This window comes from Flavobacterium swingsii (assembly GCF_900111965.1).
Taxonomy (GTDB): domain Bacteria; phylum Bacteroidota; class Bacteroidia; order Flavobacteriales; family Flavobacteriaceae; genus Flavobacterium; species Flavobacterium swingsii.
Genome location: NZ_FOJT01000004.1, coordinates 165,714 through 182,084, shown reverse-complemented (window position 1 = coordinate 182,084; position 16,371 = coordinate 165,714). Strand labels below are relative to the sequence as shown.

General features: G+C 32.2%; 15 protein-coding genes and 1 tRNA gene. 8 read left to right on the top strand and 8 right to left on the bottom strand.

Translation table 11 applies throughout. The features are described from left to right. The first annotated feature begins 131 nt into the window (after positions 1-131). Both BM053_RS07910 and BM053_RS07905 read left to right on the top strand, forming a co-directional pair. Positions 132-1,448 (top strand): hydroxymethylglutaryl-CoA reductase, degradative, encoded by a 1,317-nt coding sequence (locus BM053_RS07910; protein ID WP_091476055.1) that lies wholly within the window; start codon positions 132-134, stop codon positions 1,446-1,448. A gap of 59 nt (positions 1,449-1,507) precedes the next feature. After that, complete coding sequence (locus BM053_RS07905) at positions 1,508-2,419, top strand: GYDIA family GHMP kinase (RefSeq protein WP_091476052.1); 912 nt, start codon at positions 1,508-1,510, stop codon at positions 2,417-2,419. A 74-nt stretch (positions 2,420-2,493) separates the two neighbouring features. Here the strand turns inward: BM053_RS07905 and BM053_RS07900 are convergent, their stop codons facing one another. From BM053_RS07900 to BM053_RS07880, 5 genes are all read right to left on the bottom strand, one after another. Beyond that, positions 2,494-4,599, bottom strand: coding sequence for a peptidylprolyl isomerase (locus BM053_RS07900; protein WP_091476050.1), 2,106 nt, complete (start codon positions 4,597-4,599; stop codon positions 2,494-2,496). A gap of 95 nt (positions 4,600-4,694) precedes the next feature. Next, positions 4,695-4,889 (bottom strand): hypothetical protein, encoded by a 195-nt coding sequence (locus BM053_RS07895; protein ID WP_091476048.1) that lies wholly within the window; start codon positions 4,887-4,889, stop codon positions 4,695-4,697. Positions 4,890-4,903: 14 nt separating this feature from the next. Further along, positions 4,904-5,461 carry an LPS export ABC transporter periplasmic protein LptC gene (gene lptC, locus BM053_RS07890; RefSeq protein WP_091476046.1) on the bottom strand — a complete coding sequence of 186 codons (558 nt, stop codon included), beginning with the start codon at positions 5,459-5,461 and terminating at the stop codon, positions 4,904-4,906. Between the two features lie 9 nt (positions 5,462-5,470). After that, positions 5,471-6,718, bottom strand: a complete 1,248-nt coding sequence (locus BM053_RS07885) for a BamG family beta-barrel-assembly machinery protein (protein ID WP_091476044.1) — start codon at positions 6,716-6,718, stop codon at positions 5,471-5,473. Further along, positions 6,711-7,445, bottom strand: a complete 735-nt coding sequence (locus BM053_RS07880; RefSeq protein ID WP_091476041.1) for a type III pantothenate kinase — start codon at positions 7,443-7,445, stop codon at positions 6,711-6,713. Before BM053_RS07880 ends, BM053_RS07885 begins: the two co-directional genes overlap by 8 nt. Positions 7,446-7,545: 100 nt before the next feature. Here BM053_RS07880 and BM053_RS07875 point away from each other — a divergent pair. Further along, a tRNA-Phe gene (locus BM053_RS07875) sits at positions 7,546-7,618 on the top strand. Between the two features lie 111 nt (positions 7,619-7,729). Then, a complete protein-coding gene (locus tag BM053_RS07870) occupies positions 7,730-8,416 on the top strand; it encodes a hypothetical protein (RefSeq protein ID WP_091476039.1) in 687 nt (228 codons plus the stop codon). A gap of 164 nt (positions 8,417-8,580) precedes the next feature. On the opposite strand, the gene BM053_RS07865 is transcribed toward BM053_RS07870, so the two are convergent. Both BM053_RS07865 and BM053_RS07860 read right to left on the bottom strand, forming a co-directional pair. Next, positions 8,581-10,122, bottom strand: a complete 1,542-nt coding sequence (locus BM053_RS07865) for a glycine--tRNA ligase (RefSeq protein ID WP_091476036.1) — start codon at positions 10,120-10,122, stop codon at positions 8,581-8,583. A gap of 226 nt (positions 10,123-10,348) precedes the next feature. Then, positions 10,349-11,209: a hypothetical protein gene (locus BM053_RS07860; RefSeq protein ID WP_091476033.1), complete on the bottom strand. Its 861-nt coding sequence runs from the start codon at positions 11,207-11,209 to the stop codon at positions 10,349-10,351. A gap of 71 nt (positions 11,210-11,280) precedes the next feature. On the opposite strand from BM053_RS07860, the gene BM053_RS07855 reads away from it, so the two are divergent. Both BM053_RS07855 and BM053_RS07850 read left to right on the top strand, forming a co-directional pair. Continuing rightward, positions 11,281-11,964 carry a ComF family protein gene (locus tag BM053_RS07855; protein ID WP_091476030.1) on the top strand — a complete coding sequence of 228 codons (684 nt, stop codon included), beginning with the start codon at positions 11,281-11,283 and terminating at the stop codon, positions 11,962-11,964. 87 nt (positions 11,965-12,051) lie between these two features. Then, positions 12,052-13,653, top strand: coding sequence for an Ig-like domain-containing domain (locus tag BM053_RS07850; protein WP_091476027.1), 1,602 nt, complete (start codon positions 12,052-12,054; stop codon positions 13,651-13,653). Between the two features lie 54 nt (positions 13,654-13,707). Here BM053_RS07850 and BM053_RS07845 read toward each other — a convergent pair whose 3' ends face one another. Continuing rightward, positions 13,708-14,376 (bottom strand): hypothetical protein, encoded by a 669-nt coding sequence (locus BM053_RS07845; RefSeq protein ID WP_091476024.1) that lies wholly within the window; start codon positions 14,374-14,376, stop codon positions 13,708-13,710. A gap of 84 nt (positions 14,377-14,460) precedes the next feature. On the opposite strand from BM053_RS07845, the gene BM053_RS07840 reads away from it, so the two are divergent. Together BM053_RS07840 and BM053_RS07835 are read left to right on the top strand one after the other, a co-directional pair. Then, the gene (locus BM053_RS07840; protein WP_091476020.1) at positions 14,461-15,273 is read left to right on the top strand and encodes a DNA/RNA non-specific endonuclease; all 813 of its coding nucleotides are present in this window, start codon (positions 14,461-14,463) and stop codon (positions 15,271-15,273) included. 366 nt (positions 15,274-15,639) lie between these two features. Continuing rightward, complete coding sequence (locus BM053_RS07835; protein WP_091476017.1) at positions 15,640-16,308, top strand: hypothetical protein; 669 nt, start codon at positions 15,640-15,642, stop codon at positions 16,306-16,308. Positions 16,309-16,371 lie beyond the last annotated feature (63 nt).

Here is a 16,371-nt window from a genome sequence, read left to right as displayed (position 1 = left end):
TTCGGACATAATCGCAATTATGACTGTTAAAAGCACGAGTTTAGACAATAAAAAAATATTTTCCGTTGCAAATCTCATCCAAAAATCAAACTTCAAACCTTATATTTGCATTTCAAACAACAAGAGTCGATATGACAAAAGCGATTTCCGGATTCTCAAAATTAACCAAAGAAGAAAAAATAAATTGGATTGCTTCTACTCATTTTTCTAATGCAGAAGAAGCAACAAAAACCATCAAAAAATATTGGAATTCTGATTTAGAATTGCAAAAATTACATGATGAATTTATCGAAAACACCATTACAAATTTCTATTTACCACTTGGTGTTGCTCCTAATTTCTTGATAAACGGTAAAAATTACACCATTCCGTTTGCTATTGAAGAAAGCTCTGTCGTTGCTGCAGCTTCTAAATCGGCAAAATATTGGGGAACTCGTGGCGGATTTAAAACCAGAGTCCTTAATTCCGAAAAAATAGGACAAGTTCATTTTATTTTCAAAGGCAATTCGGAAAATTTAATTGCTTTTTTCAATCAAATAAAATCAAAATTCTTTAGCCAAACCGAAAGCATTACTAAAAACATGCAAAAACGCGGTGGCGGAATTCTCGATATCGAATTGCGTGATAAAACATCTGAATTAGAGAATTATTACCAACTGCACGCCACTTTTGAAACTAAAGATTCTATGGGTGCCAACTTCATCAATTCTTGTTTAGAGCAATTTGCCAAAACACTAAAAGAAGAAGCATTACAATCTGACATTTTATCCGAAGAAGAGAAAAATATCGAAGTCGTAATGAGCATTCTCTCTAATTATGTTCCCAATTGCATCGTTCGCGCCGAAGTTTCTTGTCCAGTTTCAGAATTAGCAGAAAAAAATATAGAAAAGCCACAAGAATTTGCCGAAAAATTCATTCGCGCGGTCAAAATTGCCGAAATAGAACCTTTCAGAGCCGTAACGCACAACAAAGGCATCATGAACGGAATTGACGCTGTGGTCCTAGCAACAGGAAACGATTTTCGTGCAGTCGAAGCCGGAATTCACGCTTACGCTTCCAGAAACGGACAATATTCTAGCTTATCGCACGCCAAAATAGAAAATGATATTTTTACCTTTTGGATAGAAATTCCGTTGGCATTAGGAACCGTTGGTGGACTCACCTCGTTGCATCCGCTGGTAAAAATGTCGTTAGAAATGTTAGGAAAACCGTCGGCACACGAGCTCATGCAAATTGTGGCTGTCGCTGGATTGGCGCAAAATTTCGCAGCTTTACGAAGCCTAACCACCACCGGAATTCAGCAAGGACACATGAAAATGCACCTGAATAATATCATCAATCAGTTTGAAGCTACTGAAAACGAAAGGATTTTAATAAAAAATCATTTCAAAGAAAATACAGTTTCGCATTCGGCAGTTGTTGCTTTTATTGAAGATTTAAGAAAGTAAATATTTTAGACAACCCTTCTAGGGTTTGAAACCCTAGAAGGGTTAATAAGAAAAGAAACTTGAAAGAAACATTTTACAGTAACGGAAAATTACTCATTACGGGCGAATATGTCGTTTTAGATGGCGCATTAGCTTTGGCTTTGCCTACAAAAATGGGTCAGAATCTTATTATAGAAAATGGTTCAGATAAAAAAATCGTCTGGAAAAGTTATGATTCCGATGATAGTATTTGGTTTAATGATACTATTTTATTTTCCGAGATTGTAAATAAAAAATCATTTGAAGACAATGTAGTAAAAACAACTTTAATCGAAATTCTGCATGAATCTTACAAACTAAATTCTTGTTTTATTACTAAATCTGATGGCTATATTGTTTCTACAAACCTTACTTTTCCTAAATTTTGGGGATTGGGCACTTCATCAACTTTAATAAATAATATTGCTAGTTGGTTACAAATTGATGCTTTTACTTTGCTTAAAAACGCTTTCGGCGGAAGTGGCTACGACATTGCTTGTGCGCAAAATAATTCGCCGATTTTGTATCAATTGGCAAACGAAAAACCATTGGTAAAACCAATTTATTTTAATCTAACATTCAAGGAAAACATTTACTTTGTTTACCTTAACAAAAAGCAAAATAGCAAAACAGCCATTGCAAATTATCGAAGCAAACAAAAGAATCTTGCAGATTCAATTTCAACAATAAATGAAATTACAGAAGCTATAATAAACGCAACCGAGTTAGACGAATTTGCTAAACTAATAGAAAAACACGAAGTTTTGATGACTAAAATCTTAGAAATGCAACCTGTAAAAGAAGTTTTATTTCCAGATTTTGATGGCTCTGTAAAAAGTCTTGGCGCTTGGGGCGGTGATTTTGTAATGGTTGTTTCTAAGAATAATCCAACGGCTTATTTTTCATCAAAAGGGTATAATGTTGTGGTTTCTTATGATGAGATGATATTGTAATAGAATTTTGACTCTTTATTAAAACAAAAAAATCCCGATTGCTCGGGATTTTTATATTTATAAAACTTAACCTATTAGTTAAATTGAGCTCTGTTATCTTCGATAGTAGCATCTTTTCTAAGTGCATTGTAAACTCTTCCTGGAGCAGATCCTTTAGATTGTCCGTTTAGTCTTGTTACAATATCTGTATAGCTTGCAGCAGCTGGTGCTTTTGTGCTAGATTTTACTTTAATTTTAAATACTCCAGAATTTCCATCGATAGTTGGAGAAACAACGCCTGCTTTTAGAGAAAATGCTGTTCCTACTACTCTAGGTTCTGCACCAATAGTTTGTATGTAAGCATTTGCAGCAACTACATCTAAAGCTTCTTTTACCGGAGAACCAGTCGCTTTTGAAACTGCTTCAAGCGTAAATCCAGCCATTTTAACTTTGATTTGTTCTGCTTTCTTTTGGTTTCTTAATTTAGGTCCAATAGCAATTTTTGCTTCTTCGATAGTTAACAAACCAGCTTCGTTTACTTTTTTCAAACGAGCAATTACATGACCCGCAGGAATATTGAAACGTTTTACTTCTCCTTCTTTTGCACCAAATGCCCAACGAACAATTTCTCTTTGATTTCCTACACCTTGTACGTTTTCGTCAAGAGCCAATAGTTTAGCAACTGGAGCAACTGTTAGTTTCATTTCTTTGGCAGCAACATCAAATGCTTTTTCGTTTGCAGCCATTTCAAATTTAGTTGCAGTTGTAAATACTTGATCACTTGTTGTTTCTGATGGTGAGATTTTTTGTGCAATAGTAGCCAAACGAACCGCATCTTGCTTATCAGTTACATTAATGATATGAAAACCAAAATCAGTTTCTACCATTCCAATTTTTCCAACTGGGTTTGAGAATACAAAATCATTAAATGGTTTTACCATTTGTCCTTGACCAAAATAACCTAAATCTCCACCTTGTTGAGAAGATGAATCATCAGAACTTGTGTAAGCCAACATTTGGAATGCCGATGGATTTGCTAAAACTTGAGCCAACAATGATCCTGCTTTTGCTTTTGCTTCTTCTTTTGTTCTTTTTTCCTTTTTATTTGGCACCTGTGTACCTTCATAACTTATTAAGATATGACTAGCTTTTGCATTTGCACTTGCTTTTCTTCCTAAAGTTCTTGTAATACAGTAGTAATCACCAAACGTATATGGTCCGTAAACTTGTCCTGGTGCTAAATTAAATAATGCTTCTGCGTGTTCTGCTGGCAAGTCCTTTTTAGCAACATAAGTAGAATCGTATTTTATATCTGAATTTGCATTCACGAATTCTACTAAATTTGGTGTGTTTCTAAATCCAATTTTAGCTTCATTTACAGTTGCAGTCACTGGATTGTCTTCTACAGAATTTAATAATCCGTTTACTTTGTCTTCTACTACTTTTTTGTCTTCTGCCGATGCTTTGTCTTCGATTAAAACAAATTCTAACTCACGAGATTCGTCAGCTTTGTATTTCTTTTTGTCTTTTTCCATAAAAGCTATTAGTTCAGCATCTGTAGGCTCTACCTTTTTATCATCAATAGTTGAATATGGTACAGAAACTACGTCGAAAGTAACTTTATTATTCTCTAATTCGTAGTTAAATTTTGCTTCTGCTTGTGTCGTATAAAAACCAGATTGAACCATTGTGTTATACATTTGCTCAGCAGCACCTTGCATAATTCTTTTTTCATCCTCTAACCATTTCCCCCATTGTTCTGGGCTATTTTTCTTTAAAGACAATAATGCTTCGTTAAATTTTGCTTTATCAAATTTCCCTGCAGCATTCAAAAATTGTGGCGTTTGTGAAAATTGAGGATCTTCCTTAATTATATTAATTAATTGATCATCACCTATACGCAAACCTAATTTTTCGCATTGTTTTTGAAGCAAAACTCTTCTTACTTCTTGATCCCAAACACCATTTGTTGCTTGAATAATAGACATGTTTTGTCCTTGCTGGCTTTTTTGAGCCATATCTACTTTCCCTCTAAATTCTTCAAAAGGAATATCAACACCATTTATTGTTCCTGCATTTCTAACGGTTTGTCCGAAACCACCATTTTCTATTAATGCACCAATTATAAATGCAAATAATGCTAATCCTACTACTGCTATAACTAGAAACGATTTTTGTCTAATTTTTGATAAAACTGCCATTTTCTTAAAATATTTTTTATTCAGTGAGCGAAAATACGATTATCTATCAAATATCAAAAGGCTAAAGCTTTTATTTTGATAGAAAGTTTAATTTTTTATTGATTCTTGTCTTGATCCTCAAATTTTTTAGCGAATTTTCTGCGAAAGAAAAACATAAATACCGCAGTAGCAGCAAGTATAAAGCTTAAATACGGCATATCTGTGCCTGAATTTAATTTTGAAAATCCGTCGTATGCAAAAAATAGTGCCGCAACTAAATATACGTATTGTGTGTATTTTAAATAATTCATTTTTTTATTTTTTTTTAAATGCTGTAAATCCCCGTTATACTTTGTGTATCTAAAACCTTGAAATCCTTACTAAAATCTATTCCTAATCCTTCGATGACACTTCCTTTATTTGTAAATTTATATGTTTTTTGAGTAAAAAACCATTCGTTTTTTTGGTCGTAATACAATTGCTCTGTTTCTAGTGTTTTTCCGTCGTGCGTGGTTATTTTTACTTTTCCACTCAAGTCGATTAAATTCGAATTTGCATAAGAAATGGCATAATTAGAAGTTACAAAACTTTTGTTTGCTCGCTCATCATAAATAGTGACTTTTATGCCTTTTGGAAATTCGGTAAATGGAAATTCTAAATGAGAAAAATCTAGCATTTGTGGCGACACTAAAACTGCTTTTATTTTTCCAGAATCGGTGTATTTTAGATTAAAATCTTTAGCTTCACCAACTGGATTAAACTCGACAACATTTATTTTTCGAACTTCATTAATATTACTTTCACAAGAAATAAAAAAAAGTGTTGCTACAGTAAGTAGCATCACTTTTTTTATTGTTTTTAATATTTGAAATCTTATTGTCATTTATTGAAATTAATCGTATTTGCGTTTCACAAACCATCTGTCATTAAACGATAAACCAACAGAAATGTTTAAATAATTTTCTTGTATAAGACCTACATTTGTAGTTCCTCTTTTTCCGTATTCTAATCCCACATTAACATTAGAAAAATTACCTCCTACTGGCATTCCAAATCCTAAAGTAAGTGCAGTGTCATTGATAGATTTACTATTAATTACTAAACCTGTGTTTTCGTGACGAAAACCTGCTCTGTAAGTTATTTTATTTAAATAATTTGAAAAAGAATTGTAATTAGGTGTATAATATCCTCCTAATGCTATTTTTGTTGCACTTTCGAAAGACACATTTGAAGCATACGCATTTCCTGAATTACTTACCCCTTGAAATGTCGTTTCGAAACCTACGAACCATTTCTTAATGTGACCAAGTCCTGCTCCAAAAGCAAATTTAGTAGGTATTTTTATATTAGAATCTGCAACAGGAACTTCTACAGATCTTCCAACAGTTGGAGTATAGGGTATTGTTGAAGTGGTTCTTGTGTTTTTAGATTTTAAGTTTGTTCCTGGAGAAAAAGTAACGCTAGAAACTAAATCATACTTTTTTAGTTTCGATTTGTAAATCGCACCTGTATTAAAACTTAAACCATTAAGCGCAGAAGTGTTTACTTCCATTGTAGCTAATTGAATATCACTTCGTGAATAAACAGAGTTTGTTTCTATTTTCCCAAAATTATATCCCAAGTCCGCACCAACACTTAGTTTAGGTGTAACTTCATATCCAGCACCAACAAACACTTTATTTACTCCTCCGCTTCCGTAGTTTGATGAAATTTCGGAGACGATTTGCGATGATGGTAATGTAATGTTTTTTTCGCTTTTAATTTTATAACCAACTGATGAGTAAGGCATTAATCCTAAACTTAAACCTAATTTTCCAGCAGGAAAAGCCATTGCAAGATAATCGAGCGTGGTTCTTCTAGCTTTCTCTGTTGTCGTTTCGTTTTTTAATTTTAAAGTATTGTATGTGCCCCCAATTCCATACGTGGTTAATTTTAATGCTGATAATGATGCTGGGTTTTGCAAATTCATATGAATACTATCTGGCAAAATACCCAAACCTCCCATAGATTTATTTTCGACAGTTCCCTGAAATTTTACAACCCCAATTCCGTAGTAAGAATAAGGCGAAGCAGTACCTTCTTGAGCAAAACTATGTAGCGAAAGCAGTATAAAACTACTTAATAAAAATTTTTTAATCATTTTTTATTTGATATTGATAAAGATTGTTCAAACTCTCTAAAAGAAAATTTGAATTGGCAAATATGGTATTTTTTAATCGTTTAGCCAAAAAATTAGCGTCTCCGCCAGTTAAAATTATGATAAAGTTTTCATTTTTGCTCATTAAGGAGTTAATATAACCTTCAATTTCGAAAGTCAAACCATTTATCACGCCTGAATGTAAGGATTCGTTTGTAGAATTTCCTATTATATTTTCTGGTTCTTCAATACTTAACAAAGGTAGTTTTGCAGTATAATTGTGCATCGCTTCGTATCGCAAACGAATTCCTGGAGAAATTGCACCGCCTTGGTAAATATTGTTTTCATCAACAAAATCATAAGTAACACAAGTTCCTACGTCAATTATAAGTCGATTTTGTTTTGGGAATTGTAAAACCGCACCAGCCGCCAAAACCATTCTATCAATTCCTAACGTACTTGGCGTTGCATAGTTATTTTGAAATGGAAAAGCACTTTCTCTAGAAATAAAATAAACTTTTACCCGGTTTGAGAACGATTCGAAAGCTTGTTTTTCTAGTTTTCCTACCGAAGCTATTACTAAAATGTTTATTTTTTTGTTTCCGTTTAAAATATTTTCAATTTCTGTCTGAAAATTTTCATTAGAAAAAACAGAAGCTTCAATGAGCGTATTGTTCTCAAAAACAGCACTTTTAATCCTTGTATTACCTACATCTATCGTTAGAATCATTTGTTTAATATTGATTTTGCGAAGGTACGAATAGATTTTTTTAAAAAATTGTTTTGGATAAACGAAAAATCATTCTATATTTGCACCCGCATCAAGCGACGGTACCTTAGCTCAGATGGTAGAGCAATGGACTGAAAATCCATGTGTCCCTGGTTCGATCCCTGGAGGTACCACGAAACCCGAATAGCAATATTCGGGTTTTTTGTTTTAAATTTTATACTTATACATCTATTATCCCAAAGTTATCGGATATTTTCGTGCTACGGAATAACAATTGAAATTAAATGAAAAAATCAGAATTAAAAGAAGAAATAATAATCTCTTTTTACTTTAATATACCAATTTCTGTAATCACTTATTTGACAACTAAAAATTTACTAATCTCATTAATTGCTTTTTGTCTGATTACATTTTTTGTTATCTCATTTGGGCTTTTAACAAAAAAACTGGGATATAAAAGGCATTGTGAAATAATTGAAAGTGAAAGTTTTAAAAAGTTAATTTCACTTGGTTTTAAAGTAGAAAAAGTAAATAAATATAGAGGGATAACTGGAAATTACAAAGGTTTTATATTTGATATATATTATGATTGGTTAACTTATGTTGACAGAAATCGTTCAAGTGCTTTAATATTTAATGTGTATTTTGAGCGAATTGAAACCGAACAAAATATTATTAATCACAAAAAACTAACTGAACTAAATACAAAATATGCAAATTCAAAATGGAGTTTATTACCTTGTAAATATTTAATCATTTGGAGAAATGGAAATATAATTATGAAAACTCCAATAATAATAAATAAACTAACTTCGGATTTCATAATCAAAAAAATGAATGTTGCAATTGAAATATTGAAAACAGAAAATCTACAACCTGTTAACGAATTGAAAATTTCAGAATGGAGAAAAGAAGATGAATATGTTAATACACCTGAAATATTAGTTTACAGAAAAGAAAACATCCGCTAACAGCGGTTTTATGGAACTGCTAGGCTTGCTCTGTATTTGTAATATTTTGTGGTAAATTTCCGCAACCGCCATAAAGCCGGCGAGACATATAAGGCTCAATATACCACAAAAAAATCCGAATATTGCTATTCGGATTTTTGTTTTTTAGTAAGTTTTAAATCAAACTACATTTTCATTAACCAGTTTTTTACTGAAACTTCATTGTTAATGATATTTCTTAGTTCAGAAATTTTAACTCGATCTTGTTTCATAGTATCACGATGACGAATAGTTACCGTTTCGTCTTCTAAAGTTTGATGATCGACTGTGATACAAAATGGTGTTCCCAAAGCATCTTGTCTTCTGTAACGTCTTCCAACGGCATCTTTCTCATCATAAGCCACATTGAAATCCCATTTTAAATCTTCTATGATTTTTCTGGCAACTTCTGGCAAACCGTCTTTTTTTACCAATGGTAAAACGGCAGCTTTTGTAGGCGCTAAAACCGATGGTAATTGCAAAACTGTTCTTGTTGAACCGTCTTCTAAAGTTTCTTCTTTTAATGAATTTGAAAAAACTGCCAAGAACATTCTGTCTAATCCTACCGATGTTTCTACAACATACGGCGTATAATTTGCATTGGTTTCGGTATCAAAATATTGTAATTTTTTTCCTGAAAATTTCTCATGTGCTTTCAAATCGAAATCAGTACGAGAATGAATTCCTTCTAATTCTTTGAATCCAAATGGAAAATTAAACTCGATATCGGCCGCTGCATTTGCATAATGTGCTAATTTTTCGTGGTCATGAAAACGATAATTTTCTTTTCCTAATCCGAGTGATAAATGCCAGTTTAAACGCGTGGTTTTCCAATATTCGTAATACTTCATCTCTTCGCCTGGTTTTACAAAAAATTGCATTTCCATTTGTTCGAATTCACGCATTCTGAATATAAATTGACGGGCAACGATTTCGTTTCTAAACGCTTTTCCGGTTTGTGCGATTCCGAAAGGAATTTTCATACGACCCGATTTTTGAACATTTAAGAAGTTTACAAAAATACCTTGTGCTGTTTCTGGACGCAAATATAAATCCATCGCAGATTCTGCCGATGCTCCGATTTTTGTGCCAAACATCAGGTTAAATTGCTTTACTTCAGTCCAATTTCTCGATCCTGAATCTGGACAAGCAATTTCTAATTCTTCGATTAATGCTTTTACGTCGGCTAGATTTTCAGTTTCTAACGAACGAGCCATTCTTGCTAGAATTTCGTTCTTTTTAGACAGATATTCGACCACACGAGCATTTGTAGTTACAAATTCCTCACGATTAAAGCTTTCGCCAAAGCGAATACTTGCTTTTTCGATTTCTTTTTCGGCTTTCTGGTTTAATTTCTCGGCATAATCCTCGATTAAAACGTCAGCTCTGTATCTTTTTTTGGAATCTTTATTGTCTATTAATGGATCATTGAAAGCATCTACGTGACCGGAAGCCTTCCAAGTCGTTGGATGCATTAATATTGCGGCATCAATACCTACAATATTTTCGTGCATTTGCACCATCGATTTCCACCAATATTCTCTAATGTTTTTCTTTAGTTCTGCACCATTTTGAGCATAATCATATACTGCGCTCAAACCATCGTAAATTTCGCTCGACGGAAAAATAAATCCGTATTCTTTTGCGTGCGAAATTACGTTCTTAAATAAATCTTCTTGTTTTGCCATGTTGCAAAAATAAGAAAAGGGAATGAAAAATTTAGAAAAAATTTTTAGCGCGTGACAAAAAATGAGTTTGGTTATTTTTAACGCAAAAGTCCCAAAAGAAATGGTTGTGTATTTCTTAGAAAAGAAAATTTAATTTTAAAAAAAATACCGAAAATTCGCTAATTAAATAAACCAATCTAAATTACTTAACTTGCGAATTTGCGGTAAAATATTGTTTTTAAACTTATTATTTGAGGGAAAAAACTGTGTTTCCTATTAAGTTGATTCCCGAAAAAATATTTATTTCGTAATCTCCTTTTACTATATCATTTTTATTGGGATCTACAAAAACGCAAACATCGAGTTGGTCGTTGTTATAAAAAACATTTGTTTTTGCAGTATAGTCTAATAATTTGTTTTTGTCTTCTACAAACTCACCATTTTTGCTTACAATTTTATTTTTCGGATTTACAATTTGAATGTATAAATCTTTGTTTCCTTTTAGAGCGGCTTTGTTTTCTAACAAAGTAAAACAGATTTTTATTTGCTCGGTGTTACTAAAACGTTTGGTTTCGATGATATTGTTAGACACAATTTTCATTGCTTTTGCATACACATTTATTGCTGTTAGATTTTTAGTAACCGTTATCGTATTTTCGTTATTCGAGCTTTGCTTTTGTAATTCTCTGTTTTTATTAATCAAAATACTTACCTGATTCGTAAGTGATTTATTCTCATCACTTTGCTTTCTTAAACTAGTTTCTAATGAATCTATTTTACTTAAAATAGGATTGTTTTTAATTAATTCAGAGCTATCATTTGAATCTCGAACGATTTTTAAATCATTTTTATTAATAATAGTTTCTTTTCCTTGTTTTAAAATACTCGAAGATTGAATTAAGTTTTTGTTTTTTAGCAATTCAGAATCATAACGATTGAAAATTTCTTTCAAATCATTCGCATAGGTTTTTTTGTCTATTTGAATTGTTTCCTTTAGCTTTTTGTTTTTACTTTGGCTATCGTAATATTTTACTGCAAAAACCATAGTTGTAGATACAAAAACGACGGAAGAAAGCTTTATCATGGTTAGGGTAGTTCTTAACGTCATACCTGAGGAAAATTTATAGTTCTGAATAAAATTATAAATTATTTTAAATCATCACAAATAAAATCGACAAAATGCTTAAAAAACTGATAAAATTATTCTTTCCAAATGTTTGCTCTGGTTGTTCGGAAATGCTTTTGCAAAACGAAGACACCATTTGTATTTCATGCAGACACAATCTACCATTAACCACCGATTTTTTACGTTCTGGTAATGAGTCTTTTAAGAAATTTTACGGTCGAATTCCCGTCGAGCACGTTTCGGCAATGTTGTATTATCATAAAAAAGGAATCGCCCAACAGCTCATTCACAATTTAAAATATAGAAACCATCAAAAAATAGGATTTATTTTGGGAAATTGGTATGCTAATGAATTGAATGACATTCAAATACTACAAAACATCGATTATATTATTCCAGTTCCTTTGCACAAAAAAAGATTGAAAGAACGTGGCTATAATCAGGTAACAACTTTTGGAAACGCTATTGCTAATGGGTTGAAAAAAGAATTTGACGATACTGTTTTAGTCCGAAACGAATATGCCGTAACACAATCTAAAAAGAATCTAATAAATCGAAATTCCGTATCCGAAAACACTTTTCAAGTACAATTTTCGAACATTCACCACAACAAACATTTCTTACTTATAGACGATGTTCTTACCACTGGCGCAACACTCGAAGCCTGCGGAAAAGCTGTTTTACAAATTCCTGGAGCAAAATTAAGTATTGTTACCATTGCCATGTCGCAATCCTAGATTTATTTGAAAAAGGTTAAACAAATTTAAAATTATTTCGTTTCCACTAAATATAGTCGTTATTTTGTACTGATTAAATTAAGTTTCATGAGAAAAATTCATATCCTAACAGTTGTTTTTTGCACGTTGCTTATTGTGGTAAGTTGCGCAAAAAGAGGCACAATAACTGGTGGTGACAAAGACATAATGCCGCCTAAAATCACATCTAGTTTTCCTGAGAATTTTTCTACAAATTTCGACAAAAACACCATAAAAATCACTTTCGATGAATATGTAAAAATCAAAGATTTACAAAAACAACTCATCGTTTCGCCACCTATGAAAACGCCCATAACGGTTTTACCACAAGGAAGTGCAAGCAAATATATTACCATTAAAATTAACGATACTTTGAAGCCAAACACCACTTATAGCTTCAATTTCGGGAAAAGTATTGTCGATTATAACGAGGGAAATCCTTATCCGCAACTAAAATATGTGCTTTCTACAGGAACATATATCGATTCGCTTTCTATAGAAGGAATAATTAAAGATTCCTACGAAAAAAACACTGACAAATCTGTAAATGTAATGCTTTATGAAGTCGACGAAAAATACAATGATTCGATTATTTACAAGCAAACACCTCGTTATATAACCAATACAGCTGATAGTTTAAAATCTTTTAAAATAGAAAATATTAAAGCTGGGAAATACAAATTAGTTGCCCTAAAAGAAAAAAGTGACAACTACAAATTTGACCCAAATAAAGACAAAATAGGATTTTATAATCAAATAATTTCTGTTCCGGACAAATCTGTTTTTGAATTAGAGTTGTTTAAAGAAGAAGCAAAATTTAAAACAAAAAAACCATCGCAAGCCTCAGGAAATAGAGTAATTATTGGTCACGAAGGGAATGCGAAAAACATAAAAATTGAAGCCAAACAAAACAACAATATTATAAAAAACAGGTTGACTAAATTTGAAAATAAAGATTCAGTTCAGGTTTGGTTTGCGCCGATAAAAAACGATTCCATTCAATTAAACATCGAGAATGGAAACTACAAAAAGGATTATATTGTTAAATTAAAAAGCCAATATCAGGATAGTTTAAAATTATCTCCGAAACAAAGCGGAGCAATTTCATTTAAAGAGAATTTCAGTATTGTTACAAAAACACCTTTGGATAAGTTCGATTTAACGAAAATGACTTTAACAAAAAAAGACTCTTCAAAAGTTGATTTTAAAACCAATTATGACGAATACAATCAAAATTTGGAAATTTTATTTACCAAAGAACCAGAAGAAAAATACACTTTTTCCTTATTACCAAATGCTGTTGAAGATTATTTGGGTCATAAAAATGATAGTTTAAGTTTTAAATTTTCCACCAAAGTTCTTGCTGATTACGGGAACCTGAAAATAAATTTAAAAAACGTAAAATCCTTTCCTGTTATTATTGAATTGACTGATAAAAACGGTAAAATTTTAGCCACTGAATATTCAGAAAACAATACAACTATCGATTTCCTTTTGGTAGAACCGCAAAAATATTCGCTTCGTGTAATATACGACCAAAACAAGAACAAACAACGTGATACAGGAAGTTATTTAGAGAATCGTCAGCCCGAAGAAGTCGTTCATTACCCAACGGAAATAGATGTTCGTGCCAATTGGGACGTAAATCAGGATTTTGATTTGAGTAAATAATATCGCATTCCAAACATTTTATTATAAAAAAACCACCCGAAGGTGGTTTGTAATTTATTTAGATAACTTATTAGATTCTCTTTGAGCTTTTTCAATTCTTTTTTGTTGGTCTGCTGATTTCTCTTTCATTTTGGCTAATTTCTCATTCCATTTTGCAATGTCTTGTGGCGATAATTTTCCTTTTTTGTTTTGCTTGTCAAGTTTCTCTGTCTCTTTTGCAATGTCTTCATTAATATCTTGAAGCTTGTCTTTTTCACTCATGTACTTTTCTTGAGCTTTAGCAGCTTTTTCTCTGTCTTTTTCTGCTTTTTCTCTTTCTTTTTCCATTTTTTTCTGAGCAGCTTCCAATTTGTCGGCAGCTTTTTCAGCGTCTTTTATTCTTTTCTCTTCTTTTTTTATTTTGTTATCAGCTTCTTTTTCGGCACGTTTTTTTTCTTTTTCGGCTTTATCTAAATCTTTTTGAGCTCTGTCTTTTTCTTTTTCGGCACGATTACTTTCTTCTTCGGCACGTTTTCTTTCTTTCTCAGCGGTAACTTTATCTTTTTCAGCCTGAATTTTGTCTTTTTCAGCTTGCATTTTATCTTTGGTAGCCTGAATATTCATCAAAGAATCTTTTTGACGCACTAATTTTACTTGTTCTGGAGTTATCGTAGTTGTTTCCTGAGCATTTACTGTAACCCCTAATAAAAGTGTTAGTCCAGCAATAATAATTTTTGTTTTCATAATTTGTTTTTTATTTTTTTAGTCTAAATAGAAGCAATATCTTGTTATATTTACCTCATAAAAATACAATAATTTGATAATTTTATGAGATTTTATTATAATTTTTTAATCCTTACTACTTCTTTTTTTATGTTCTGTGGTTGTAGTAAGCAAAAATCAGACCAAAATAAAGATAGTGTAATTAAAAATAATCTTGCAAACACTACTGTTTCTATAAGTGATAAGAATTATTATTTGCCAACTTCGACCACAAATGAGATTGTCGAGCATGAGTTTTATACTTTATCCTATAGCGAAAAACATGAGCAAGCAGAATGGGTTGCTTATGAGTTGAAGAAAAATCAGCTGAGTCGTTCTAATTTAGATAGACCTTATTTTATTGATGATCCTGAGGTAGAAAGTGGTTCTGCAAGTTGGAAAAACTACAAACGTTCTGGTTATGACAAAGGCCATTTGTGTCCTGCTGCCGACCGTCGTTTTTCTCGTAAGGCTTTTGACGAGACTTTTTATACTTCGAATATTTCGCCGCAACTAAACGGTTTTAATGCCGGTATTTGGAACAACTTAGAACAAAAAACTAGATATTGGGCCGCAAAATATGATGGTGTTTATATTGTAACGGGTGGTGTTTTGACTAATAATTTAGAAACCATAGGTAACGAAGGCGTTTCGGTTCCTGAATATTTTTATAAAATATTGTTAGACAATTCTAGAGGAGAATATAAAGTAATTGCGTTCTTGTTGCCTCATGAAGATTCTGAAAAACCTTTGAATATGTTTGTAGTTCCGATTGATAAAATTGAAAAAATGACAGGAATTAATTTTTTTCCTAACCTTCCTGATGGTGTTGAGAATCGATTAGAAAAATCGGCCGATTATAAAGGCTGGAGTTTTTAGTCATTATTTTCGTTAGATTTGTAATGAATAATACGTTCTTATTTTACTGGTTTTTATGCCCAAAAAATGTCAAAAAACGCTATAAAGTGCAAAAATATAGATTTTTTATTTAGCGTGAGTCATTGTAATTATTGGAGTTAAGCAAATAAAGATTACTATCCTTTTGGTTCCCTGGTTCCAAATCGCCACGGATCAAGCACAGCCTACCGTTACGGGTTTAATACTCAAGAGAAAGTAGATGAAATATCAGGAGAAGGAAATCACTATACAGCTAAGTTTTGGGAATACGATCCAAGAATAGCTACAAGATGGAATCCCGACCCCGATGGCTTATCTTTCTGGAGTCCTTATGCGGTAAATTATGGGATGCCTATAAAATATAGTGATCCAGACGGCGACTGTCCTTGGGTATTAATAGCAGCTCTACTGTTAGTATCAGATATTGCAATGGCGCCAACTCTAGATAAAGCAGATAATCAAAGAAAATATGATGAAGCATCAACAGATCGTAGTATTGGTCTTATTACTATTGGTGCTGGACCAGCTGCTGGGAGAGTAGCTAATAAACTTATTCTTAAACCTCTTCTCAAGAAAGCTGCACCAATTCTAACTAAAGTAACTTCTAAAATTACATTAAAAAAGGCTGAAGAAAAAATTGTTGGTGAAGTTGAAAAAAAGCTTGTTGAAAAAGCAGGACAACAAGGGGAAGCGCAAATTGTAGAGAAAGTATCTGAAAAAAGTGCGTATGTGATTGCAAAGGAAGGAGGTTCTCATTCAGGATTTTACAAGACTGCGCTAAATCAAACAAAGGCGCAATTAGAAAAAGGAATAAAAAAACTACAAAGGCAAATAGATGAGCATACAGAATTAATTAAAAACCCAAAAGAAACTATGGAAAAACTGAAGAAAGGAGCTTGGGAATCTTTAGATCCACGTCAACAAAAAGCTTTAATAGAGAAAAAATGGCCAAGTGATATTCTACGTCAAAAAGAGCAACAAAATATATTAAAAGGAATTTTAACTGAGACAAAATAAAATGAGTAATTATAAGAATTATTTAGAAGACCTTGTGTCTATTCAAATAAAAAAGTTGAAAGA